13 protein-coding genes are annotated in these 26093 nt (G+C 75.4%); 11 read left to right on the top strand and 2 right to left on the bottom strand.

Annotated features, from left to right (window positions below):
* The first annotated feature begins 64 nt into the window (after positions 1-64).
* From ACZ46W_RS00395 to ACZ46W_RS00360, 8 genes are all read left to right on the top strand, one after another.
* The gene (locus ACZ46W_RS00395; protein WP_468328965.1) at positions 65-823 is read left to right on the top strand and encodes a class I SAM-dependent methyltransferase; all 759 of its coding nucleotides are present in this window, start codon (positions 65-67) and stop codon (positions 821-823) included.
* On the top strand, positions 820-5031 hold the full coding sequence (locus tag ACZ46W_RS00390; RefSeq protein WP_468328962.1) for an alpha-(1->3)-arabinofuranosyltransferase domain-containing protein: 4212 nt from the start codon (positions 820-822) through the stop codon (positions 5029-5031). Before ACZ46W_RS00395 ends, ACZ46W_RS00390 begins: the two co-directional genes overlap by 4 nt.
* The gene (locus ACZ46W_RS00385; protein WP_468328959.1) at positions 5028-6347 is read left to right on the top strand and encodes a condensation protein; all 1320 of its coding nucleotides are present in this window, start codon (positions 5028-5030) and stop codon (positions 6345-6347) included. Before ACZ46W_RS00390 ends, ACZ46W_RS00385 begins: the two co-directional genes overlap by 4 nt.
* Positions 6344-7072: a class I SAM-dependent methyltransferase gene (locus ACZ46W_RS00380; protein WP_468328956.1), complete on the top strand. Its 729-nt coding sequence runs from the start codon at positions 6344-6346 to the stop codon at positions 7070-7072. Before ACZ46W_RS00385 ends, ACZ46W_RS00380 begins: the two co-directional genes overlap by 4 nt.
* 8 nt (positions 7073-7080) lie before the next feature.
* Entirely contained in the window at positions 7081-7992 is a 912-nt protein-coding gene (locus tag ACZ46W_RS00375; protein ID WP_468332313.1) for a hypothetical protein, read from the top strand.
* Entirely contained in the window at positions 7979-8191 is a 213-nt protein-coding gene (locus ACZ46W_RS00370) for a Trm112 family protein (protein WP_468328953.1), read from the top strand. The genes ACZ46W_RS00375 and ACZ46W_RS00370 overlap by 14 nt, the downstream gene beginning before the upstream one ends.
* A gap of 67 nt (positions 8192-8258) precedes the next feature.
* Positions 8259-8738: a hypothetical protein gene (locus ACZ46W_RS00365; RefSeq protein WP_468328950.1), complete on the top strand. Its 480-nt coding sequence runs from the start codon at positions 8259-8261 to the stop codon at positions 8736-8738.
* A 9-nt stretch (positions 8739-8747) separates the two neighbouring features.
* Positions 8748-9134 (top strand): VOC family protein, encoded by a 387-nt coding sequence (locus ACZ46W_RS00360; RefSeq protein WP_468328947.1) that lies wholly within the window; start codon positions 8748-8750, stop codon positions 9132-9134.
* A 14-nt stretch (positions 9135-9148) separates the two neighbouring features.
* Here the strand turns inward: ACZ46W_RS00360 and ACZ46W_RS00355 are convergent, their stop codons facing one another.
* Positions 9149-13132 (bottom strand): nSTAND1 domain-containing NTPase, encoded by a 3984-nt coding sequence (locus ACZ46W_RS00355; RefSeq protein WP_468328944.1) that lies wholly within the window; start codon positions 13130-13132, stop codon positions 9149-9151.
* A gap of 159 nt (positions 13133-13291) precedes the next feature.
* Positions 13292-13663: a hypothetical protein gene (locus ACZ46W_RS00350; protein WP_468328941.1), complete on the bottom strand. Its 372-nt coding sequence runs from the start codon at positions 13661-13663 to the stop codon at positions 13292-13294.
* Between the two features lie 812 nt (positions 13664-14475).
* Here ACZ46W_RS00350 and bdeA point away from each other — a divergent pair.
* From bdeA to ACZ46W_RS00335, 3 genes are all read left to right on the top strand, one after another.
* Positions 14476-15324 (top strand): bis(hydroxyethyl) terephthalate hydrolase, encoded by an 849-nt coding sequence (bdeA, locus tag ACZ46W_RS00345; protein ID WP_468332310.1) that lies wholly within the window; start codon positions 14476-14478, stop codon positions 15322-15324.
* Positions 15325-15530: 206 nt separating this feature from the next.
* Positions 15531-18386 carry a helix-turn-helix transcriptional regulator gene (locus ACZ46W_RS00340; protein WP_468328938.1) on the top strand — a complete coding sequence of 952 codons (2856 nt, stop codon included), beginning with the start codon at positions 15531-15533 and terminating at the stop codon, positions 18384-18386.
* A 143-nt stretch (positions 18387-18529) separates the two neighbouring features.
* Positions 18530-26086 carry an SDR family NAD(P)-dependent oxidoreductase gene (locus ACZ46W_RS00335; protein WP_468328935.1) on the top strand — a complete coding sequence of 2519 codons (7557 nt, stop codon included), beginning with the start codon at positions 18530-18532 and terminating at the stop codon, positions 26084-26086.
* Positions 26087-26093 lie beyond the last annotated feature (7 nt).

Raw genomic sequence — 26093 nt, 5'->3', positions numbered from 1 at the left:
CCGACGGCCCCGACCGGACCGGTCATCTCCACCGCCTCCACCGCACCGCGCCGGGGATGAGCCGATGAACGCCCCCTCCCCGCCCAAGCCCCCCGCGCCCCTCAAGGACCCCTCCCTCCGCCGCTCCGTGGCCCTCTTCCGCGGCTTTCTGCGCGAACCGTCCGACCCGCGGGGCTTCTACGAACTGCTCGCCCGCGACGCGGCGAACCAGGTGGAGCGGTACGAGCCGCTCGCCGGGCGGGTCGTCGTCGACGTGGGCGGCGGAGGCGGCCACTTCACCGAGGAGTTCCGCAGACGTGGCGCCCACGGCTACCTCTTCGAACCCGACCTGGCCGAGCTGACGGCGTCCCGGCCGCCCGAAGGCGCCGTCGTCGCCGACGGGTACCTGCTGCCGCTGGCCGACGGCGCGGCCGACATCTGCTTCTGCTCCAACGTGCTGGAGCACGTGGAGGACCCGCGGACCTTCCTCAGCGAGCTGATCCGCGTCACGCGCCCCGGCGGACTGATCTACGTGTCCTTCACCAACTGGCTCTCGCCCTGGGGCGGTCACGAATGGGCGCCCTGGCACTACCTGGGCGCCGACCGGGCGCGCCGCCGCTACGAGCGGCGCACCGGGCGGCCGGCGAAGCACGTCCTCGGCAAGAACCTCTTCCCCGTCCACGTCGGCGCGACGCTGCGCCAGGTCAGGGCCCGTGACGACGTGACCGTGGTGTCCGCCCGCGCACGCTACTGGCCGTTCCTGCCCGGCCTGATCACCAGAGTGCCGTTACTGCGCGAGTTCGCCACCTGGAACCTCCTCCTCATCCTCCGGCGGTGCCCATGACCACCACGATCCCGGCACCTCCCCGCACACCGGCGCCCGGAGCGCCGCCCGGCCCCGAACCGGCCGGCGGGCCCCGGTCACGACGCTGGCTGTGGGGCTTTTGGGCAACCGCCCTGCTGGCCCTGCTGGCCGCCGCGCCGGGCCGGATGACGTTCGACACCAAGCTCGGCGTCGCCCTCGACCCCGTACGCTTCCTCAGCGACCTCGGCGAACTGTGGCACAGCCGCGCCGGGTTCGGCGGGATCTTCGACCAGTACGTCGGCTACGCCTTCCCGATGCTGCCGTTCTACGCGCTGACGGACCTGGTGCGGCTACCGGTGTGGCTCGCCGAACGGCTGTGGCTGTCGATCATCGTGACGGCCGCCTTCTGGGGCGCGCTGCGGCTCGCCGAACGACTGGACGTCGGCACCGCCCGCACCCGGCTGCTCGCCGCCGTGGGATACGCGCTGTGGCCGGTCTTCACCGTCGTCATCGGCTCCACGTCCGCCGCCGCGCTGCCCGGCGCGATGCTGCCCTGGGTGCTCCTGCCGCTCACCGACCCCCGCACCCCCGCCAGGGCGGCGGCCCTGCGCTCCGCGCTGCTGATCCCCTTCATGGGCGGGGTGAACGCGGCGTCGACGCTCGCCTCCCTCCTGCCCGTCGGCCTGTACCTGCTCAGCCGGCCCGCCGGCCCACGGCGCCGGACGCTGCTCACCTGGTGGATCCCCGGTGTCCTGCTCGCCACCGCCTGGTGGGTGGTCCCGCTGCTCCTGCTGGGCCTGCACGGCGAGAACTTCCTGCCGTACGTCGAGCAGTCCGAGACCACCACGGCCACCATGTCCGCCACCGAACTCCTGCGCGGGGCGGGCAACTGGGTGGCGTACCTGCACTTCGGCGAGGCGTGGCTGCCCGCCGGCTGGACGGTGGCGACCTCGGTCCTCACGGTGCTCGGCTCGGCGTTCGCCGCCGCGCTCGGGCTCGCGGGCCTCGCCCGCCGTGACATACCGGAACGGCGCTGGCTGCTGCTCGTGGTCCTGTCGGTCGCCCTGGTGACCCTGGCCGGGTACGGCGGGCCGCTCGGCGGCCTCTTCCACGGCACCGTGCAGGACTGGCTGAACGGCTGGCTCGTACCGTTCCGGAACATCTACAAGTTCCAGCCCGGCCTGGCGCTCGCCCTCGCGCTCGGGCTCGCCCACCTCACCGCGGCCGTCGGCAGGCCACGGCTGCGGCCGTACGTCCCCCTCGTCGCGGCCGCACTCGTCCTGCCCGGCCTGGTCCTGCCGTACGTCAACGGCGGCATCCTCCAGCCGGGCGCCTTCCGGGAGCTGCCCACCCACTGGGAGCGAGCGGCCGGCTGGCTGAAGGAGAAGTCGCCCACCACCCGCGCCCTCGTCGTCCCCGCGACCGCCCACGGAATCCACACCTGGGGCACCACCATCGACCAGCCCCTGGACGTCCTCGCCGACTCGCCCTGGGCGCAGCGCGACTACGTACCGTTCGGCACGCCCGGCAACCGGCGGGCGCTCGACGCCGTGGAGCAGGCCCTGCTGTCCGGCGGCGAAGTGCCGGGCCTGAGCGACTACCTGAGCAGGGCCGGGCTCCACTACGTCGTCGTACGCAACGACCTCGACCCCGACCAGATCGGCTACGTCCCGCCCCAGACCGTCAAGCGCACCCTCGAATCCTCCGGGTACCGGCGCGTGACCGGATTCGGACCGGTCCTCACCGGCGGGCGGATCCCCGACGACACCCCCGTCCAGATCGAAGGGCTCTACCCCCGCCAGCAGGCCGTGGAGATCTACGAGCCGCCCGGGTCCACCGAGCGGCCGGGACAGGCCGCCCTCAAGCCCGTCGCGGACACGGCCGTCGTCAGCGGCGGCCCGGAGGCCCTGCTGCGGCTGTCCGCCGACCCCCGGACGCGCGACCGGCCCGCCGTGCTCGCCGGTGACGCGACCCCGGGACTGGGCACCCCGCCCGTACGGGCCGTGGCGGACGGACTGCGGCGCGCCGACACCCGGTTCGGGCTCGTCAACACCAACACCTCGTACACCTATACGGCGACCGAGCGGAACCCGTCCGGCAGCGCGCAGGACCCCGGCCGCCCGCCCCGCCAGATCCTGCCCCGCGACGACGTCCGCCACCAGACGACGGCCGTGCTGCGCGGCGCGGCGTCGGTCACCGCGTCGAGCAGCGGCAACTGGCTGTTCCACCTCCCGCAGTACGACCCGGTGAACGCGTTCGACGGCAACCCCGACACCGCCTGGACCGAGGGCAGCGCCGAGTCCCCGGTCGGACAGTGGCTGCGGATCGACTTCGAGCGGCAACTGACCCTGCCCGGCTCCGTCCGGCTGACCCCGCTGCCCTCCGGCGGGCTGCGCGCGGCGGCCACCTCCGTACGCGTCGAGACCGACCGGGGCAGCGAGGTCAGCCCCCTCCGGCCGGACGGCACGCCGCAGACCGTGCGGGTACCGGCGGGGGAGACCGGCTCCCTGAAGATCACCATCGAGGGTGCCCAGCAGGGCCGGCCCGGGCTGATCGGGGCGGGCTTCACGTCGGTCGACATCCCCGGCGTCACGGTCACCCGGCTGCTGGCGCTCCCCGAGGACGCCTCGGGCGAGGACGGCGCGCCCGAGGAGGTCTACTCCCTGCACCGGGGCAGCGACCCCGGCGGCCTGTCACCGGCGTCCGCCGAGGCCGGACTGCACCGGCAGTTCCTGACCCGCACCGCCGGCGCGTACACGCTGCGGGCGACCGCGCTGCCCGTGCCGGGGGACGAGCTGGACGAGCTGCTGTACCGGCTGGCGCCCGAACAGCGCGGCAAGCTCACCGCCACCGCCGACTCGACGGCCCGGCTCGGCTCCTCCCTCAGCCCGCGCAACCTCGTCGACGGCGACCTCACCACCGCCTGGATCGCCGGGGACCGCGCGGTGATCCACCTGCGGTGGCCGGGCAAGAGGGCGGTCTCGGAGATCGTGTTCGCCCCGGCCGGGGGCCTGTCCACCCGCGCCCAGCAGGTGGAGATCAGCTCACCGGACGGCGCGGCGACCGCGTCCGTGGACGACAACGGCCTCGCCCGCTTCCAGCCGATCACCACCGACCGGCTCGACATCACCATCTCGCGCACGGCGCCGCTGACCCTGCACAACCCGGTCGCCGACGACCGGCTGCAACTGCCCGTCGGGCTGAGCGAGGTGTACCTCCCGGCCCTGGAGGAGTTCCGGGTGCCGCGACCGGACCGGGACGCCACGTTCGAACTGCCCTGCGGCCAGGGGCCGGTGCTGTCCATCGACGGCACCCTGCACGCGACCAGCGCCCGCGGCCTGGTGCGCGACCTGACGGAGCGACGCCCGGTCGACGTCAGCCTCTGCGCCGGCGCCGAACGCGGCGGCACCGTGCGGCTCGCCGCCGGCACCCACCGGGTCGAGGCGGGCGACACGGGTCCCCTCGCCATCACCGACCTCAGCCTCACCCGTGGCAGCGCGCCCGCGCCCACCACGGTGGCGGACCGGCGCCCGCTGACCGCCGGCGACTGGTCCGGCGACCGGCGCACCGTGGAGGTGGGCACCGGCCCGGCCTCGTACCTCCAGATGTTCGAGAACCACAACGACGGCTGGCACGCCACCCTCGACGGGCGGGAGCTGACCCCGGTACGGATCGACGGCTGGCAGCAGGGCTTCCTGATCCCGGAGGGCGAAGGCGGCACCGTCCGGCTGGAGTTCGCCCCGGCCCGGTGGTACGTCGCCGGGCTCATCGGCGGCGTCGTGGGCGTCCTGCTGCTGGTGGGCCTGGTACTGGTCCTCGGGCGCGGCAGGCGCGCCGACCCGGAGACGGAGCCGGTTCCGGCACCCGGGGCCGTGCTGGGCGTGGTGGCGCTCACGGCGATCGTCACGCTGGTCGCCGGATGGGCGGCGCTCGTCGTGCCCGTACTGGCCGTCGTCGCACACCTGCGCCGCTCGCTGCTGGTGCCGGTGGCACTGGCCGCGATGGCCGGGGCGGGGATCGTCGCCGCGTGGGAGGCGGGCGTCCTGCCGTCGGCGCACCAAGGGGCGTTCGGGCCGGTGGCCCAGTTCCTCGCCGTGACGGCGCTGGCGGCGGCCGTGGTGACCACCCGTCCCACCCGGGAGACGGCCGCGAGCCCAGCGGTTCAGCAGCCCGCACCGGACACCACCCCGCTGCCACGGCGGCGACGTGCCGCACCACAGCCCCCAGAAGGAGGGACCGGCCGATGACGGCACTGCACCACCCCGCCCGGCAGGGCGGCCGCACCGGCCGCGAGCCGCTCGTCCGGGTGCCGTTCTCCACGGTCGACGAGGTGACCCGGCACTGCCTCACCCCACAGGAACCGGAGACCGTCCACATCGAGGTGCACCTGCCCGGCCGACCCGACGCCGCACGGCTGCGCACCGCGTTCACCGAGGCCCTGCGGCGCCACCCGCGCATCCTGATGCGTGAGGCGCCCGGGCCCTGGTACCGCCGCCGGTACGAATGGGAACTCACCGACGGGCCCGACCCCGGCGCCGAGGTCGTGTCCGTACCCGACAGCGGCCCCGGGGCGCTGGAACGCGCGAGGCGGCGGGCGCTGACCCAGGCGCCACCCCTCACCGCGTCCCCACCGGTACGGCTGGAGATCATCGACCGCGTCCTGCTGCTCACCGTCAACCACACGGCGCTCGACGGCCCCGCCTGCCTCCGGGTCCTGGCGACCGCCGCCGAACTCTACGGCGGCCGGGACAACGCGCCCCAGGCCCCTCCGGTACGCCCGCCGGCCGGCGGAGCGCCACGCGGCCTGCGCACCGAGGCCGGCGGCACCGGGTTCGCCACCGGCTTCGCCCCGGTGGCGAGGGTCGCCCGCGGCACCCCCGGCCCCGGGCACGCCAACGGCATGCTGGTCGCCGAACTGGGCGTGCCCCAGCGGCCCAAGGGAGCCGCGTACACCGTCAACGACCAGCTCATGGTGGCCACCGCCCGGATGATCGCCCAGTGGAACGACGGGCGCGGCGGGCCACCCCGCCCGCTGCGGATCACCATGCCCGTGGACGACCGGCCCCGCGGAATGGACATGCCCATCGGCAATGGCACCCGCCTCGTCGAAGTGCCCTTCACCCCCGCCGAACTGGCCCTCCCCACAACGGACCTGCTCCGCCTGACCGCCGCCCGCACCCGAGCCCTCAAGGCCCTGCGCCGCCCCCAGCTCGGCCGGGGCGCCGCCCTACTCACCGCGCCCGTCGTCCCGGTGGCCGTCCGCTCCGTGATGGCGCGCACCGCCCGCCGCGCCCTGGCCCCCTGGACGTCCACCACACTGCTCAGCAACATCGGCCGGATTCCCTACCCCCTCGACTTCGGCGAAGGGGCCGGCACAGCCCGGGCCGTCTGGTTCTCCGCCCCGGCGCGCATGCCGCGCGGGCTGACGGTCACCACGGCCAGCACCGGCGGCCGGCTCCACCTCGCGCTGCGCTGGTCCGCCGCACTGCTCGGCCCCGACGACGGCACCCGGCTGCGCGACCTGTTCGCCCGGCACCTCGACGCGACCGGCGGGACCGTATGACCACCGTCCGGCCCCCGGGAAGTCTGCGGGACTTCTACGAGAACCCCGCCGTCCCCGTCGCCTCCGGAGACGCCCGCAGCCGCCGCCAGGCGCTCATGCTGCGCCACGCCCTGCGCGGCCGGACCGGCGCCACGGTCCTGGACGTCGGCTGCGGGGACGGCACCGCGGCGGCCGTCGCCGCCTCCCTCCTTCCCGGCCACCGGATCGTGGGCGTTGACTGGTCACAGGACGCCCTGCGCCGGGCGGCACCCCGCATCGGCACGGTCGTGCGCGGCGAACTCGGCGACGGAGGACTGCCGTTCGCGGACGGGGCGGCGGACGCCGTCCTGTTCAGCGAGGTCGTCGAGCACCTCGTCGACCCGGACAGCGCACTCGACGAACTGCGTCGCGTCCTCGCCCCCGGCGGCCACCTGATGCTCTCCACCCCCAACCTGGCCGCCTGGTACAACCGGGCGCTCCTCCTCGCCGGCGTCCAGCCGGTGTTCTCCGAGGTCAGCCTGCGCGCCATCCACGGCCGCCCCGGCACGGAGGTGGTCGGCCACCTGCGCCTCTACACCGCCCGCGCCCTCATGGAGTTCCTCACCGCGTCCGGGTTCGAGGTCGTCCGCGTCGCCGGAGCCCCCTTCCACGGCGTACCGCGCGCGCTGCGCCCCCTGGACCGGCTCGCCTGCGCGGTGCCCGGCGCGGCCTCGATCCTGCTGGCCCACGCCCGGCGCGCCCGGTGACGCACACCATGTGGTGGGGCGTGGCGGCCGCACTGTCCGCGAACGTCCTCTACAGCTCCGGGTTCGTCCTGGAGAAACGCGCCCTGTCCGGCATCCCGTCCCTCAGCGTCCGCCGCCCCCTGCGCCTGGTGCGGCTGCTGCTCGGCAGCCCGCTGTGGATCGGCGGCTCCCTGGCCCTGGCGGCCGGTTTCGGCGCCCAGCTCGTGGTGTACCGGACCCTGCCGATGGCGGCCGCGCAAGGGCTGTTCGTCTCCGGTCTCGTCCTGCTGCTCCTGCTGTCCTCCGTGGTCCTCGGCGAGCGCCTGTCACCACGTGAGCGGTACGCCACGGCCGGCATCCTGGCCGCGCTGCTGATGGTGGTCGCCTCCCTGCGCCAGGGCGCGGACGCGGTCGGCGACAGGGCGTCCACCGTGTCCGTCCTCGCCCTCAGCGGTGTCTCACTGCTCGCCGGCTTCTGGCTGTACGCCACCGCCGAGCGCCGCGCGGCCCGCCGCCGGCACGCCGCGCCGCCGGCCGGGATCGCGTACGCGGTCGCCGTCGGCCTGGTCTACGGGGTGAGTTCGCTGGCCATCAAGGGCATCTCCGCGCGCCTCGCCCCCGACGCGCCGCTCGACTCGGCCCTCTCGCTGGCGGCGACCCCGTACCCGTACCTGCTGCTGATCACGGGCGCCGGCGGGCTGGTCCTGTCGCAGACGGCGTTGCAGCGCTGCCGGGCGTCCCTGGTCGTCCCCGTCTGTACGACGACCTCGTGCCTGTACACCGCCACCCTCGGCACCCTCGCGTTCGGCGAGTCGCTGCCCGGGGACCCGCTGCGCCGCCTCCTGCTGGTGGCGGGGGCGTCCCTGGCGGTGTCCGTACTCCTCGCGCTCTCCATCCCCTCCACCCAGAAACCGAGAAGGCCGAGCCATGAACCCCGATGACCCCCTGCTGCAGATCCTGGTCTGCCCCCTCGACAAGGGCCCGCTCACCCTCCTCCCGGCCGACGGCGCCCTCTACAATCCCCGCCTCCGCCGCCTGTACCCCGTCGTCGACGGCATCCCGCAACTCCTCCCGTCCTCGGGCGTGCAGGTGACCGCCGACGAACACGAACGCCTGCTCGACGCCGGCCAGGGGCACTAACCTCGGGACCACGGCGGGGAGTTCACCCCGTACGCCCGGACCGACGACATGAGAGGCAGGGGGACGGATGCTGGCTGAACCACTGATGGCGCTCGCGGGTGCCGGGGCCACCGCGCTGATCGGCGCCATGGCCACCGACGCGTGGCAGGGCGCGCGGGGCGGGATCGTCAGGCTGTTCGGGCGGGACGACGAGAACCGGGGAGCCGTGGTCGCCGCCCAGCTCGACGAGGACGCCGTGCTCGTCGAGCGGGCCGACCCCGCCGAGGAGGACCGGGTCCGCGAGGAACTGGTCCCCGTATGGCGCCGCCGGCTGGTCGTCCTGCTGGAGGAGCACCCCGACGCGGAGGAGGATCTGCGCGGCCTCGTCGAGCGCGTACGCGACGGGCTGCCGGACGAGCGCCGGGTCTGGGTGCAGACCAACACCGCCCGCGACAGCGCCACGCTCTTCGCGGTCCAGGGCGGCAACATCCACTACCACCAGGCACCCGGCGGCAGGCCGCCCCTACCGGAGCCGCCGCGGCGGGAGGACGGCGCCGACCTGGCGTAAGGTCCCGCCATGGTGCACGTACTGAGCAGCAGGGTCCTCCTGCGCCCCAGCGACCCGCACGCCTCCCGCGTCTTCTACGGCGAGACCCTGGGCCTCGCCGTCTACCGCGAGTTCGGTACCGGACCGGAGCGCGGGACGGTCTACTTCCTCGGCGGTGGCTTCCTGGAGGTGTCCGGCCGCTCGGAGGAACCCCCGACGGCCACGCTCCAACTCTGGCTGCAGGTCGCCGACTGCGCCGCCGCCCACGACGAGCTGTCCGGGCGCGGCGTGAGGGTGCTGCGGCCGCCGGTGAAGGAGCCCTGGGGCCTGATCGAGATGTGGATCGCCGACCCGGACGGCCACCGCCTCGTGCTCACCGAGGTCCCCGCCGACCACCCGCTGCGCTACCGGCCCTGAGCCCGGTGACCGGATCACCGGGAACCCTGACGACCGGCACAGGCGCGGTCCGGGGAGACGGGCAGGCCCGGCATGAGCGTCTCGCGCTGCCTGGGGGCGATGAGCTGCCGGACCCGGCAGATCTCCGTCAGCCGGGCGCCGACGTCCAGGTTCCACAGCCGTACCGTGCCGTCGTTGCTGCTGCTGGCCACCGTCCGCCCGTCGTGGGAGAACGCGATGCCCCACACCGCGTTCGTATGACCCGTCAGCGCGGCCCACAAGCGCCGCCCCGGCACGTCCCACAGGCGTACCGTACGGTCGTTGCCGCTGCTCGCCAGGGTCCGCCCGTCGGGGGAGAACGCGAGGCCGCGAGCGGAGCCGGTGTGGCCGGTCAGTGACCCCATGGACCGGCGCAGCCGGGCGTCCCACAGCCGTACGGTCCCGTCGTTGCCGCAGCTCGCGAGCATCCGCCCGTCCGGGCCGAACGCCACGCCCCGCACGGCGCCCGTGTGGCCGGCGAGCGTGGCCAGCGGGCGGCGCGCGGCCACGTCCCACAGCCGTACGGTGAGGTCGTCGCCGGCGCTCGCCAGGGTGCGCCCGTCGGGGCTGAACGCCACATCGTTGGCGAAGTCGTTGTGGCCCTTCAGCGCGGCCAGCGGGCGGCGCGCGGCCACGTCCCACAGCCGTACCGTGCGATCGGATCCCGCCGACGCCAGTGTCCGCCCGTCCGGGGCGAACGCCACGGAGAACACGTCCCCGTTGGTGCCCGTGAGCGTGGCGGACGGGCGGCGCGCGGCCACGTCCCACAGGCGTACCGTCCCGTCGGAACCCGCCGACGCCAGCGTGCGCCCGTCGGGGGAGAAGGCGACCGAGAACACCATCTCCCGGTGGCCGGTGAACGTCGCCAGGACCCGGCGCCCCGCCACGTCCCACAGCCGCACCGTGTGGTCGGCGTCGGCGGTGGCGAGCAGCCGCCCGTCCGGGCTGTACGCGGTCTGCCAGATCTCGGTGAACGGACGTGGTGTCAGCACCGAGCCGCGCAGGTCCCACAGCACCACGGACTGGTCGAACCCGGCCGTGGCCAGCACCGTGCCGCGCGCGTCCAGCGCGACCCCCAGCACGTAGTCGGTGTGCCCGGTGAGCGTCGCGGTGGGCCGGCCGCTGCGCACGTCCCACAGCCGGGTCGCCCCGTCGCCGCCCGCGCTGACCACCATCGTGCCGTCCGGGGTGTAGGCGACGGCGTTGACGTCGTCGCTGTGCCCGGTCAGCGTCCCCACCGAGCGGCGCAGCCCGGTGTCCCACAGCCGGACCGTCCGGTCCACGCCCCCGGTGGCGACCGTCCGCCCGTCCGGGGCGAACGCCGCCCCCAGCACCTCGTCGGTGTGTCCCACCAGGACGGCGAGCGCGCGCCCCTCGGCCGGGTCCCACAGCCGTACGGTCCGGTCGGCGCCGGCCGACACGAGCGTCCGGCCGTCCGGGGCGTACGCCAGGGCGTTGACCCGCCCGTCGTGACCGGTGAGGGACGCCACGGCCCGGGGCCGGTCACCGGTGACGTCCCACAGCCGGACCGTGCCGTCGGCCGCCGCGACGGCCAGCGTCCGCCCGCGCGGGGCGAACGCCACGGCACGCGCGCCCGTCGTGTGGGCGGGCAGCACCGCCGCCCCCGCACGCCGGGCGGCCGTGTCCCAGAGCCGTACCGGCGCCTCCGTGGAGGTCGCCGCGAGCCTCCGCCCGTCCGGGCTGAAGGCGACCGCGCGCACCCGGCCGCGGACGGTGAACGTCGTGGTCGCCCGGCGCTCGGCGACGCGCCACAGTCGCACCGTCCCGTCCGAACCCGCCGACGCCAGCAGCCCGCCGCCCGGCGCGAACGCCACCGCGTTGACCGGGCCACCGTGCCCGCCGAGCCGGGCGGAGAAGGGCTGCGACTGGGTGCTCAGCAGGGCCCCGCGCGCCTCGGTCGTCGCCTGCGTGCGGTACGCCTCCTCGGCGAGCAGCATGGACGCCTCGGGCTGGCCGGCGGCCAGGGACGTGGACCGCACGGCGAGCGCCTGCGAGCGGGCGGCGCGCTCCTGGTCGAGGGCGCCCGCGCGCTGCTGGTACGCCACGCCTCCGGCGCCCAGCGCCAGGAGCAGCAGGACGACGAGCGTGGCCAGCATCCGCTGCTGCCACCGCACCTGACGCCTCGCCTGCTCGGTCCGGCCGTCCTCCTCCGCCTGGCTCGCCCGCAGGAAGGCCGCCTCGCGGGGGCCGAGCCGGCTGGTGCCGTCCAGCTCGTCGGCCCACGACCGCACGGTGGCGAGCCGGGTGCCGCGGTAGAGGGCGGACGGGTCGTGGCCCTCGCGCTCCCACGCCTCGGCGGCCTGCGTCAGTTGCTGGTGGATCAGCAGCCCCGCCCGGTCGGCGTGGATCCAGCCGCGCAGCCGGGGCCAGGCGTGCAGCAGCGCCTCGTGGGTGATCTCGACGGTGTCGCTGTCCATGGTGATCAGCCGCGCCCGTACGAAGGCGTCGAGCGCGGCAGCGCCGCCGTCCCCGTCCTCCGGCCGCCCCAGCAGGGCGGTCCGGCTCATCCGGCGCCGTGTCGCCCCGGTGCCGTCGGCGACATGGACGAGCCGCACCAGGAGGCGGCGAATCGTCCTCTGCTCGGCCGGGTAGAGGCGGGCGAACACGTCCTCCGCCGTACGCGCGACGGCCCCCCGGATCCCTCCGGTCGCCTCGTACCCGGCAACGGTCAGCGTGGCGCCCTCCCGCCGCTGCCAGGTGGCCATCAGCGCGTGGGACACGAGGGGCAGGGCACCGGACGGGGCGTGCTCCGGCGCGGCGCCCGGTTCCGTCGCCCCCGCCCCGTCGCGCAAGCCCGCGTCCCGCACGAGCAGTTGGACCAGGCCCGGTTCCAGGGCGACCCCCGCGAGCTCGGCCGGGCGCGTGATCGACTCGCGCAGCTCCGCCACGGACATCGGGGGCAGGACGAAGAGCCCGTCGGTGAAGACGGAGGCCAGCTCGGGCAGGTCCAGGCAGTTCCCGGTGAAGTCCGCCCGGACGCCGATGACCACGACGGCGGCGTCGTACCCGGACGTCTCCGGCCGGGGCGTCGTCACGGCGGTGAGTACCCGTACGAAGGCCCGTCGCTCGTCCTCGTCGGAGCAGAGGGTGAACAGCTCCTCGAACTGGTCGACGACCAGCACCGGGCGCACGGGCGGCGCTCGCCGCTCGTCCCGGTGCCGGTCGACCGCCTCCCGCTCGTCCCGGTGCCGGTCGACCGCCTCCCGCTCGTCCCGGTGCCGGTCGTCCGCCTCCCGTTCGTCCGGGAGGCGGCGGCCCTCCGGCGGACGGTCGTCCGACAGGCGGCGCACGGCTTCGAGCAGCGTTTCGGGCCGGTCGCGCAACGCCCGCGTACCGAGGCCGAGATCACTGCCCAGGGCCTTCGCCGTGCACTCCAGCAGCTCCTCCAGCGGATGCGCGGTGGGCGTGAACACCACCACCGGCCACTCGTCGGCGCCCGGCATCGGAAAGCCGCCCCTGCGCCTCAGCGCCGGTACGAGACCGGCGTTGAGCAGCGACGACTTGCCGGCGCCCGAGGGGGCGACCAGCAACAGCGGTCCCCCGCCGACGCGTTCGAAGACCCGCTCGACCAGCGCGGCCGTCGCCCGTTCCCGGCCGAAGAACCACCCCGCGTCCTGCGGGGTGAACGCCGACAGGCCCCGGTAGGGGCAGGCGCCGTCCGGCTGCCCGGCCGCCGGGGCGTGCGGCGCCGGCGCCTCCCGCACCAGCCGCAGCAGCTCACCCTCCGCGCACAGCACCTGGTCACAGCGGCGTGCGACGTCGACGGTGACGCGTTTCGCGCCGGTCTCGATCTTGCTCAGATAGCCCTTGCTGTAGTGCGTCCGACGGGCCAGGTCGGCCAGTGACAGGCCCCGTAGCAGCCGGAGGTGTCTCAACCGCGCCGGGAAGGAGGCAGCGGTGTCCTGGTCGGGCAACTCCTGCGGACGGTCGGTCTTCCGTCCGCGGTCCGGATCCCCCAAAGCATCCCCCGTGGCAAGGTGCGCCCAGATTGTGAGATGACAGGCGTCCAGGCTACAGCGGGGGTCGGACGGCGGGCCAAGGCGTTCGTCCGGTGTGGCGGAAACAGGACTTCCGGAGCCGCGCGGCCGGCGGCTCCGGAAACCTGCCACGGCGCCGGGTTACGGCTGGAGCGTGATCGAGTTGATCGGCGTCATGTCCTTGTCGATGTAGTAGCCGGCCGGCAGGTAGCCCTGGCAGCCGGTGCCGTTGTACCCGGTGCAGGTCCGCACGGTGGCGCCGCCGGTCTGGTTGTTGAAGATGCGGTACGTCCCGTACATGTTCCGGAGGTTGTGGGCCCCGTACGTGTAGTACGTGTGGGTCGGGCGGTCGTTGTTCCAGCCCGCACCCGGGTACAGGCACACGTACCCGGAGTTGCACCCGTGGACGGCGGCGGCCTCTGCCGCCTGGGCCTGGGTCGCGGTGACGGTGGTCATCGTCCCGACGGCGAGCACGAGAGCCGCTGCGGTCCTCATGGCCTTGAACTTGCGCACGTTTCCCCCTTGGTGGGTCTTGCGGCGTGCTGACGACTTCAGCGTGTCCCCGGCACGCACCCGGGTCGACGGGTTTCCCGTTGCCCGTCGCGCCCCGGACCGGGAAACCGCCGTTGACCAGCGGGTCATGGCACCGGAGGTCAACGGCGCCTCGGCCCGGTCAGCAGCACCAGCGAGCGGGTGCCGTGAGGGAGGACAGCGGGTCGCGGCCGGCCGGCCGGAGCGCGTCGGCGTCCTGCTCCCACGGTTCCGCCGTGGCGGGGACGCGGGCCGGTGCCCCGCCCGGAACGGACAGCCCCGGGTCCGTCTCACGGTCCGTCCAGTGATCGGCCCTCACCTCTTCGATCAACCGACTGCCCTCCCCATTGGTTCCGGCGACTGAGGGGCACCGTAGGCGCCGGACGGCGGCAGCACATCGTCCGCGGTGCGGATCCGGCCAAGCCGCCCTCCGCGCGAGGGTGCGGTGCCGAGACCGGTGATTACACCGATGCCCCGCCGTCCCGGTCGCCGCGACAGTGGCACCCCCCATCCACCACGGCGATGCCGACCGGCCGCACCGGAAGGCACCCGCCCACGACCGAGAGGACGACTCCGTCGTGCAGCAGCCGCAGCAGCACCGCAGAACCGCCCCCCACAGCACCGCCCCCCACAGCACCGCCCCCCACAGCACCGCCCCCCACAGCACCGCCACCGCCTCCACCGCCTCCGCCGCCCCCGCCGCCACCTCGGCCCCCACCGCCACCACTCCCACAGGCGCCCCGACGGCGGCCCCTGCCCCCGCGCCGCGCCGCCGCCGGCCGCTCACGGCGGCCCTGGTCGCCTTCCTGGCCGTCGCCGGGCTCGCCACCGCCATGCCCGCGGGCGCCCAGGCGGCGGACAACCCCTACGAGCGGGGCCCCGCCCCCACCACGGCGAGCATCGAGGCGGTACGCGGGCCGTACGCGATATCGCAGACCACGGTCTCCTCGCTGAGCGCCGTCGGCTTCGGCGGCGGCACCATCTACTACCCGACCACCACCAGCGACGGTACGTTCGGCGCGGTGGCGATCTCGCCCGGCTTCACCGGCACCCAGTCGTCCATCGCCTGGCTGGGCCCCCGGCTCGCCTCCCAGGGGTTCGTCGTCATCACCATCGACACGCTCACCACCCTCGACCAGCCCGACAGCCGGGGCCGCCAACTCCTCGCCGCCCTCGACCACCTGACCCAGCGCAGTACGGTCAGGAACCGGATCGACAGCACCAGACTCGGCGTCATGGGGCACTCGATGGGCGGCGGCGGTTCACTGGAGGCGGCCAAGAGCCGGCCCTCCCTCCAGGCCGCGATCCCGCTCACCGGGTGGAACACCGACAAGACGTGGCCCGAACTCAGGACCCCCACGCTGATCGTCGGCGCCGACGGCGACACGGTGGCACCGGTCTCCTCGCACTCCGAGCCGTTCTACGAGTCGCTGCCGGCCACGCTGGACAAGGCGTACCTGGAGCTCAACAACGCGTCCCACTTCACGCCGAACACCTCGGACACCACCATCGCCAAGTACAGCGTCTCGTGGCTCAAGCGGTTCATCGACAACGACACCCGCTACGAGCAGTTCCTGTGCCCGATCCCACGGCCCAGCCTCACCATCGAGGAGTACCGCGGCAACTGCCCGCACACCTCCTGAGCCCACCCGCCGCGTGACGGCCGTGCCCCGGCGCGGCCGTCACCACCCGGGTGCGTTGTGCGCGCGCACAAAGTTGCCGCGCCGTCCCTGGGACAGGGCCCACCGACATGGCCTCTCACGGGCCGTTTCCCCACGTCACAGGGGTCGGTGGCCACGCGTACAGGCGGCGGACGCAAAGCTTCCGACGGCCGTTACGCGCAAGTAACGTGACGGGTGTGACCACGAACACCACCACCGGGAGACCGCCGCGACTGTTCGGCCGCGACGGCGAACTGGCCGCCGTGGCCGCCCTGTCGGAACGCCTGCGGTCCGGCCGGTCGGGAGTGCTGCTGGTCGCCGGGGAGCCGGGGCTGGGACGCAGCGCCCTCCTGGACCGGGCGGCAGGGGACTTCGACGCCGGACCCGTCCTGCACACCCGCGCCGCTCCCGCCGAGCGCCACCTCGACCACAGCGGTGTGCACGCCCTCCTCAGCAGCGCCCCCGAGCCGGCCACCCCGCCCGCCGCCGTCCTCCGCACCGGCCTGCCGCCCACCGGCCTCCTCGACCTGCTGCGGCGCACGAGCACGCACGGGCAGCCCCTCCTCGTCTGCGTCGACGACGCGCACCTGTGGGACCCGCGCTCACGCGCCGCCCTGGGCTTCGCGGCGCGCCGCGTCGAGTCCGTACCGGCCGTCGGCCTGTTGCTGTCGGTGGCCGCCCACCGGGCCGGCGCCCCCGACTTCGCCGGCCTGCCGGCCCTGCGCCTCGCCCCGCTCGCCGAACATGCCACCGGCGCACTGCTGGACGAGCTGACCGGCGGCGCCGCCGATCCCCTCGTACGAGAGGAGCTGCTGTACGCGGCCGAGGGCAACCCCGCCCTCCTCACCACCCTCGTCGACCGGCTCCCGGCGGCCCAGCTCGCCGGGCACGCCCCGCTGCCCAGGCCGCTCGCCGACGGCCCCGCCCTGATGCGGGTCGTGGGCGGCCGGCTGGCCGAACTGCCCGCCGCCACCCGCGACCTGCTGTTACTGGTGGCCGCGGCCCACGAGCAGCACCCGGACGGCGCGGGTGCCGACGCCGCCCTGGTGCTGCGGGCCGCCCGCGCCGCGGGCCTCGACCCGGCCGCCCTGGACGCGGCCGAGACCGCCGGGGTGGCCCGGGCCGCGGGGAACCGCATCCGCTTCGACGACCCGCTCGTGCGCCGCGCCGTCCGGCTCGGCGCCCCGCTCTCCCGCCGGCGCGCGGCGCACACGCTGCTGGCGGCCGTTCTCGACGGCGACCGCCACCGGTTGGCCCACCTGTCGCACCGGGCCCTGGCCGCCGACGGCCCAGACACGCGGCTCGCCGACCGGCTCGCGTCCGCCGCGGCCGCCCCGGACGTACGGGCCCGGCCCCTCCAGCGGTCCCTGGCCCTGGCCCGGGCGGCCGACCTCACCGCCACGGCCGGCGCCCGCGCGGCCCGGCTCACGGCCGCCGCCGAGTACGCCAGGCTCGGCGGCCGTCCGCGCCGGGCGCGGGAACTGCTCGCGGCGGCCCGGGAGGGCGCGGCCGCGCACCAGGGGCTTCGGGGCAGCGTCGAACTCGTCTGTGGCACCCTCGCGTTGCGCGACGGCCCCGTCGGCGACGCCCACGAGGCGCTGCTGCTGGCGGCCGCCCTGCTCCAGCCGCACGACCCGGAGGGCGCCTGGGGCGCCCGGTTCGGCGCCATGGAGGCGGCGTGGGCGGCGGGCGACGTCCCGTCCTGCCTGGCCGCCCTCGGCGAGCGCCCGGCGGCCCCCGGCGAGCGCCCGGTGTCCCCTGGCCGCAGCACGGCGGTCCCCGGCGAGCGCCCGGTCTCCCCTGGCCGCAGCACGGTGGCCCCCGGCCACGATGACTTCCGGGCCGGGATGGTGGCCGCGCTGGGTGGCCGGTTCGGCGAGGCGCGCGGGCCGCTGTGGCGCCTGCTCGAACGGGCCGGCGGCGACGACGACCCGGTGCGGCTGCTGCGCGCCGGAGTCGCGGCCCTCGTGCTCGGCGACATCGCCGCCGCGTGCCACCTCAACGCCCGGGCGCTGGCCGCGGCCCGCGCCCACGACATGGCCTCCCTCGTCCCGCAGGCCCTCGAACACCTCGCGTACGCCGAACTGCGCGCCGGGCGGCACGCGCGCGCACGCGCCCACGCCGAGGAGGGCCTGCGCGCCGCGCACCACGCGGGCCAGCGCAATGTGGTCGCCCACCACCACGCCGTCCTCGCCCTGGTCGCCTCCATCGAGGGCGACGGCACGGCGCTCACCGCGCACACCGACGCGGCCCTGGCCATCGCCGGCCGCCACGGACTCGCCCAGGCCGCCACCCTCGCCGAATGGGCCCGCGCCCGGGCCGACCTGGGCCGGGGCCTGGCCCTGGACGCCGCCGCCCGGCTGGGCCCCCTGGTGCGGCCCGGGCACCGGCGCGGCCACTTCGCCGTACGGATGCTCATGGCGCCCTGCTTCGTCGAGGCCACCGTGCTCGCCGGGGAGCCGGGCGCCGACACCGGCACCGCCGTCGAGGAGTTCGCCCGCTGGGCCGACCGGGGCGCCGACCCGCAGGCCCCGGCGCAGCTCGCCCGCTGCCGCGCCCTGCTGGCCCCGCCGGGGGAGGCCGAAGCGCTCTACGCGTACGCCCTCACCCGGCACGAGCGGGCGGGCGGCGACTTCGAGCGCGCCCGCACCCTGCTGCTGTACGGCAAGTGGCTGCGCCGCAGGCGACGGCCCCGCGAGGCGAGGGGCCGCCTCAAGGACGCCCTCTACGCCTTCGAACGCGCCGGCGCCACGGTGTGGGCCGACCAGGCCCGGGCCGAACTCCGGGCCACCGGCGCGGCCGCCGAACGCGAAGCGGCCGGTCCGCTGGCGTGTCTCACCCCGCAACAGCTCCGGATCGCCCGGTGCGTCGCCGAGGGGGCGACCAACCGCGAAGTGGCGCTGCGGCTCTCCATAAGCCCCCGTACCGTCGACCACCACTTGCGCAACGTCTTCGCGCTCCTCGGGGTGCGCTCCCGGGTGGAATTGTCCCGGCTGGTGTCCCGGGAAGAGGAGGGGAATTCCATGGGACCCGCATACGGGTGAGTCCGGCGTGTGCGCCGAACGCCTTCCGTCAGCGGCCGTAGGTTGCAGATCCGGGGATGGTGATGCCTCCACGGCCATTGACTCCTAGGGAGGGCGCGCTCATGGGATGGACTGACACCCGCGATTGCGAAGGTGCCGTCGCTGTGATCGGTGTCGGATGCCGGCTGCCGGGCGACATCAATGACCTGAGAGGGCTCTGGAACGCCCTGGACGAGGGGCGTGACCTGGTCCGAGAGGCGCCGGACGACCGTTTCGACGTCCGGCGGTTCGTCGATCCGGTCACGCCACGGCCGGGAAAGGCGTACACGGCGGCGGGCGGTTTCCTCTCCGACGTGGCCGGATTCGACGCGGCCTATTTCGGCATCTCGCCCCGGGAAGCGGCGCAGATGGACCCCCAGCACCGGCTGCTGCTGGAAATGGCCGTCGAGGCCGTGGACGACGCGGGAATTCCGGCGTCGTGTCTGGCGGGATCGGACACCGGCGTATTCATCGGAATGTCCGACCATTCCTATGGCACGCTGCAATTGACCCTGACCGACGACGTGAATCCGTACACCATGCTCGGTGCCGCGTCCGCCCTCGCGGCCAATCGCCTGTCGCATTTCCTCGACGTACGCGGGCCGAGCATGGCGATCGACACGGCCTGCTCCTCCTCCCTGGTGGCGCTGGACCGGGCATGCCGCTTCCTCACCGAGGGCGGCGGCCGTACCGTCCTGGCCGGTGGCGTCAATGTCCTGATCAACCCCCTGGGTTACGTGGGTTTCTCGCAGGCCGCGATGCTGTCGCGGCGCGGGCGGTGCGCCGCGTTCTCCGCCGACGCCGACGGTTTCGTACGCGCCGAGGGCGGGGGAGTGGTGGTCCTCAAGCGCCTGGCCGACGCGCTGGCCGACGGTGACCGCGTCCACGCGGTGATCCGGGGCTCGGGCAGCAACTGCGACGGCAGGACGCAGGGCGTGGCCCTGCCCAGCGCGGTGGCACAGGAGGAACTGCTGCGCTCCGTCTACGCGGAGGCGGGAGTGGACCCCGACGACCTCGTGTACTTCGAGGCGCACGGCACCGGCACCCCGGCCGGCGACCCCGTCGAGGCCCGCGCCGTCGGCCGGGCGCTGGGACGGCGCCGCACCGGCGGTGCGCTGCCGCTGGGCTCGGTGAAGTCGAACCTCGGGCACCTGGAGCCCGCGTCCGGCATGGCCGGGCTGTTCAAGGCGCTGCTCGTCCTCCGCCACGGGCGCGTGCCCGCCTCCCTGCACGCCGCGCCGCTCCACCCGGACATCGACTTCCCGGGCCTGGGGCTGGCCCCGGCCGTCGAACCCCTCCCCGTGACGGTGACCGAGCGGTCCGCCGTGGGCGTCAACTCCTTCGGCTTCGGCGGCGCCAACGCGCACGTCATCCTCACCCCGCCGCCCGTCCCGGCCCCGCTGCCCCGGCAGGACCCGGGACCGGGCGGCGAACGGCCGCTGCCGGTGCTGGTCTCCGCACGGTCCGCGCGGGCGCTGCGCGACGCGGCGGCCCGGGTGGCGGAACGCCTCGCCACCGCCGAGCCGGGGGAGTTCCACGACCTGGCCCACACCACGTGCCTGCGGCGCGAGGCGCACCCGCACCGCGCCGTCGTCCTGGCGAGCGGGCCACGCGAGGCGGCGGAGCGGCTCACGGCGCTCTTCCCCGGCGACGGTGAGGACGTCCCCGCGGAGGCCCCGGCGGAAGCCCCGGCGGCAGGCGCCGGCGCGGTCGGTGAGGCGCACGGCACCGGCACGGTGGCGTTCGTCTTCTCCGGCAACGGCTCCCAGTGGCCCGGCATGGCCGCCGACCTGATGGCGCACGAGCCGGTCTTCCGAAGGGCCGTCGACGAGGTGGACACCGCACTCGCGCCCCACCTCGGGTGGTCCGTCGCCAAGCGGCTGGAGACCGGCGAGCCGACCCAGTGGCAGCGCACGGAGATCGCGCAGCCGATGCTCTTCACCGTCCAGGCCGCCCTGGTCGCCCTGCTGGCCGAGCGCGGCGTGCGCCCCGCCACCGTCATCGGGCACAGCGTCGGCGAGGTGGCCGCCGCCCACGCCGCCGGAGCGCTGGACCTGCCCTCCGCCGCCCGAGTGATCGCCGAGCGCAGCCGCGCCCAGGCCGCCACCGCGGGCAGCGGCCGCATGGCCGCCGTGGGCCTCGGCGAGGAGGACGCGCGCGAGGCCCTCGCCGCGTACGAGGGACGGCTGGAGATCGCCGGCATCAACAGTGCCCGGGACGTCACCGTCGCCGGAGACCCCGACGCGCTCGCCGCCCTCGGCGAGGAACTCGACGCCCGCCAGGTCTTCTTCCGCGACCTCGGCCTGGACTACGCCTTCCACAGCCGCGCCATGGACCCGCTGCGTGAACCGCTCGCCCGCGCCCTCACCGGCCTGGCGCCCACCGCGACCCGGGTGCCGATGATCTCCACCGTCACCGGCGCCCCCGTGCCCGGCGAGGAACTGACCGCGGACTACTGGTGGCGCAACGTCCGCGAACCCGTACGCTTCGCCCGCGCCGTCGACCGCGCGCTCACCGACGGCGCCGGCATCCTCCTCGAAATCGGCCCGCACCCGGTACTGCGCCCCTACCTGCGCCGCAACGCCCCCACGGCGTATGTGCCGACGCTGCGCCGGGACGCCGACGGCGTGGCCGCCATGGCGACCGCGCTGGCGGCGCTGCTGGCGGCGGGCGCCCCGGTGGAGTGGGACCGCCACTTCCCGCGTCCGGCCCGGCCGGCCGACCTGCCCGCGTACCCCTGGCAGCGCGAACACCACTGGCACGGCGCCCCCGAGGACTGGGTGCTGCGCACCGGCGGCGACGGCCGGATCGACCACCCGCTGCTGGGCGAGCGGGTCCCCGCGCCGCAGCCCCTGTGGTCCGGCCCGGTGGACCCGGCCCTCGTCCCCTGGCTCGCCGGCCACCGCGTGCGCGGGACCGTCGTCATGCCCGCCACCGGGTACGTCGAGATGGCCCTGGCAGCGGGCCGGCGCACCCTCGGCGCCCCGGCCGAGGTCACCTACGTTCAGATCCACCGGCCCCTCGCGGTGCCCTGGCCCGATCCGGAGTCCCTGCGTACGCAGGTGGCGGTGACACCGGACGACGGAGTGCTCACCGTCACCAGCACCGACGCCCGCGGCGACGAACCGCGCGAGCACGTACGGGCCCGGGTGCGCGCCCTGCTCGGCACCCGCCCCGGGCCCCTGGACGCCGACGCCGTACGCGCCCGGTGCCCGCGCGCCGTCAGCGGCCCCGACCACTACCGCACGTGCGAGCGCGCGGGCCTCGCCTACGGGCCCGCGTTCCAGGTGCTCACCGGCCTCCGGGCGGGCGCCGGCGAAGTGCTGGCCACCTACCGGCACGAGGACGGCGGCCCCGCGCCGGCCCCCTACGAAGCGCACCCCGCCCTGCTGGACGGCGCCTTGCAGGCCGGCGCGCCCCTGCTGCACGACGACCCGGCCACGAACGCCGCCTACCTGCCCTCGGCGATCGGCGCCGTACGCGTCTGGGGCACGCCCTCCGCCACGGGCCTGGTGCACGTACGGGAACGGTCCCGCAGCGCGGCCGAGGTGTGCTGGGACATCCTCCTCACCGACGACGACGGCACCGTCACCGTGGAGTTGGAGGGATGCCGGCTCCGGCGCCTCACCGAGGCCGAGCCGGCGCCGGTCATGCTCCGGCAGACCGTGCTGCGCGCCGCCCCCCGCCCCGACAGCCCCCCGCCGGTGCCCTGCCCGCCGCCGCCCGCGCCCTCCCGCGTCGCGGCGGCGGCGGCCGAGCGGATCACCGCGCTGCTCACGGCCTGGCGCGAGGTGCCCTACGAGCGGTTCGTGACCGCGCTGAAGGAAACCGCCGCCCACACCTGGGCCGAGGTACTGCGCGGTTTCCTGCCCGACCCGGACGCGGCCTTCGACACGGGGACGCTCACGGAGGGCGGAGGCGGACTGGGAGAGTCCCACCGGAATCTGATCGGGCTGATGCTGCCCCTGATGGAGCGGCACGGTCTGCTGACGTCCCTCCCGGACGGGCGGTGGCGCCTGACGACCGAAACCTCCCGGGCCCCGGAACTGCTGCGGGGCATCGTGGCCGACCACCCGGCCTTCTGCGCCGAGGCCGCCCTTTTCGCCAGGCGGGCACGCCACTTGGACGCCGTCCTGCGTGGCGCCAGGGACCCCATGGAGCTGGTCGCCTCCGACGGTGCCACCTACGAACAGCTCTACGACCTCGCGCCGGTGTCCCGGTTCCTCAACCGCATCGCCCAGGCGCTGGTGCGCGGGCTGGTCGACGCCTGGCCGGCGGACCGGCCGCTGCGGGTCCTGGAGGTCGGCGCGGGCACCGGGGGCGCCACGGCCGCTCTGCTGCCGCTCCTGCCGCCCGAGCGCACCCACTACACGTACACGGACGTCTCGGCGGCCTTCCTCACCCGTGCCGAACACCGCTTCGGCGCCTACGACTTCGTCGACTACCGCACGCTCGACCTCAACGCCGAGCCGCACGCGCAGGGTTTCGCCGAGGGAGCCTTCGACCTCGTCGTGGCCGCCCACGCCCTGCACACCACCACCGATGTGGCCGCCGCCCTGCGCCGGGTCCGGACCCTCCTGGCCCCGGGCGGGCTCCTGCTGGCTCTGGAACCCCACGACGCCGAGCAGCTCAGCGGCATCTTCGGCACCCTGGACAGCTTCTGGCACCGCGACGACCGGCACCTGCGCCCGCACTCGATCCTGCTCGGCCGGGACCAGTGGCCACCGCTGCTGGAGGAGTGCGGCTTCACCGACGTCGTCCGGACCGGCGACGACCGGCAGCCCGCACGGGACGGCTACTCCGTGCTCCTTGCCGCCACGCCCGCCGACGACCATCCCGCCGCCCCGGCGCCGCTGCCCGCCCCGGAGGTGCACACCGCCTGGGTCGTCGCCGTCGAGAGCGAGGAGGAGGGCGCCGTGGGCCGGGCGGTCGCCGACCGGCTGCGGGAGGCCGCCGGGGGCCCGGCCGACGTCACGACCATCACGACCGTCACCGCCGATGCCACCACCGCCGACGCCGACGCCGTCAGCAGCGACGCCGTCGGCGACGCCCTGGCCCGCCTCCTGGCGGCCGGCGCCCAGGACGTGACCCTCGCCGTCCTGTTCGCCGAACCGGAGACCGACCCGGCCCGCCTCACCGCACAGGCCACCCGCAGAAGTGCCCTGCTGCGTGCGGTGGCCACCGTCTGCCGCAACGGCCTGCCCGAAGGCGTCACCGTCCGGCTGTGGCTGGTCACCCGGCCCAGCGGGCTGTTCCCCGCCCCGGAGAACCCCGCCCACCCCGGTGACGCCGCCGTCTGGGGCCTGGCCCGCTCCCTCGCCAACGAGCAGCCCCGCCTCGGCATCCGGCGGGTCAGCCTGGAGCGCTGCGGCGAACCGGAAGCGGACGCCCGGCGCCTGGCCGCCGAACTGCTCGCGCCCGGCGACGAGGACGAGATCGTGCTCACCCGCAACGGCCGCTTCGTACCGCGCGAGACGCACGTCCGGCCGGAGCTCACGCCACAGCCCACGCCCAACGGCGTGTTCCGGCTGCGCGTGTGCGACCCGGGGCTTCACTACCGCCTGACCTGGGAGCGCACCAGTACGCCACGGCCCGGGACCGGACAGGTGACCGTCGCCGTCCGCGCGGTGGGGCTCAACTACCGCGACACCCTGGTCGCGAACGGGCTGCTGCCCCAGGAAGCCGTCGAAGGCACCCCCACCGCCCAGGGGCCGGGGCTGGAGTGCGCCGGGGTCGTCACCGAGGTCGGTCCCGGCGTGACCCGGTGGGCCGTGGGGGACCGGGTGTTCGGGCTCGCCCCCGCCTCGCTCGCCTCGCACACCCTCGCCTCCGAGAACGCCCTCGGCCGCGTCCCCGACGCGATGGGCTTCGCGGAGGCCGCGACCCTCCCCGTCGTCCACGCCACCGTCCACCACAGCCTCCACCGGCTCGCCCGCCTCGCCCCCGGCGAGACGGTCCTCGTCCACGGCGGAGCGGGCGGCATCGGCCTCGCCACCCTCCAGTACGCCCGCTCCGCCGGCGCCAGGGTGATCGCCACCGCGGGCACCGAGGCCAAACGGGACTGGCTGCGCACCCTGGGCGTCGAGCACGTCCTGGACTCCCGCAGCCTGGAGTTCGCGCCCCAGGTGCGCCGCATCACCGACGGCGCCGGAGTCGACGTCGTGGTCAACTCCCTCGCCGGCGAGGCCATCGCCCGCAGCCTGGAACTGCTGCGGCCGGGCGGGCGCTTCATCGAACTCGGCAAACGGGACATCTTCGAGAACAAGCCCCTGTCACTGCGCCCCTTCGACCACAACATCGCCTTCTTCGGCGTCGACCTCAACACCCTGCCGCCCGGAGCTCCCGGCAACGCCGGGCTGTTCGCCGAGGTGGCCGAGCGGGTGGCGGCGGGCACGTACCGGCCGCTGCCGCACAACGGCTACCCGGCCGCACGCGTCGACGAGGCCTTCCGCCTCCTCCAGCACTCCCGCCACCTCGGCAAGGTCGTCGTCACCTTCGACCCCCTGGACGAACCGGTACCGGTGACCGCGGGCGACACCCGGGCGCCCGGCCTCGACCCGTCCGGCACCTACCTGGTCACCGGCGGCCTCGGGGGCTTCGGCGCCGCCACCGCGAGCCAACTGGCCGACCTCGGCGCCACCCACCTGGCACTGGTCAGCCGGCGCGGCGACCGGGCCCCCGAAGCGGCCGCCGTGCTGGCACACCTCGCCGAACAGGGCGTCACAGCCACCGCGTACGCGGCCGACGTCACCGACCCGGAGGCCGTGCGGCGGCTCATCCGGGACATCGACGCCACCGGCCGGCCGCTGCGCGGGGTGGTGCACTGCGCCATGCACCTGGACGACGCGCCGCTGGCCGAGCTCGACGACCCGCGCGTGAGCGCCGTCCTGGCCCCCAAGACGACCGGCGCCGCCCTGCTGGACCGGCTCACCCGCGACCGGCCGCTGGACCTGTTCCTCGCCTACTCCTCGGTCGTCGTCTCCATCGGCAACATCGGGCAGGCGCCGTACGCGGCGGGCAACGCCTACCTGGAAGCGCTCGCCCGGCACCGCCGCGCGGCCGGCCTGCCCGCCACGGCGATCGCGTGGGGCGCCATCGCGGAGACGGGCTACGTGGCGCGCCACGACCTGGGGCGGTCACTGGCCCGCATGGGCATGGTCTCGCTCACACCACGGGAGGCGTTCACGGCGGCCGGGTCCCTGCTGCCGGCCGACGGCACCGCCGTCTCGGGTGTCGAGCGCTGCGACTGGGCCCGCGCCAAGGGCCTGCTCCCGCTGCTCGCCGGCCCGCGCTTCCAGCACTTGGTGCCGGACGCCGGCGACGACGACGGCCGGTCCCACGCCGACGTACTGCGGGAACTCGCCCAGATGGCGCCGGACGACGCCGAGGCCGCCGTCGCCTCGATGCTCGCGACCCTCCTCGCCGACGTGCTGCACATGAGCAGCGACGAACTGGACCCCCGACGCCGACTGGAGGACTACGGGTTGGACTCCCTCATGGGCGCCGAACTGCTCGTGGCCGTCCGCAGCCGCTTCGACCTGCTCATCTCGCCCGCCGAACTCATGGGCAGCGGCCTGACGCTGGCGGATGTCGCCCGCCTCGTCCACCAACGGCTCAGCGCCCGCTTCGAGGGCGTCTGCCCGAGCGGTGCGGAGGCCGTGGACGGAGGGGCGGGCCGGTGAGCACCGC

The organism is Streptomyces sp. NPDC031064 (assembly GCF_055570965.1).
This window is presented reverse-complemented; position numbering and strand designations above follow the sequence as displayed.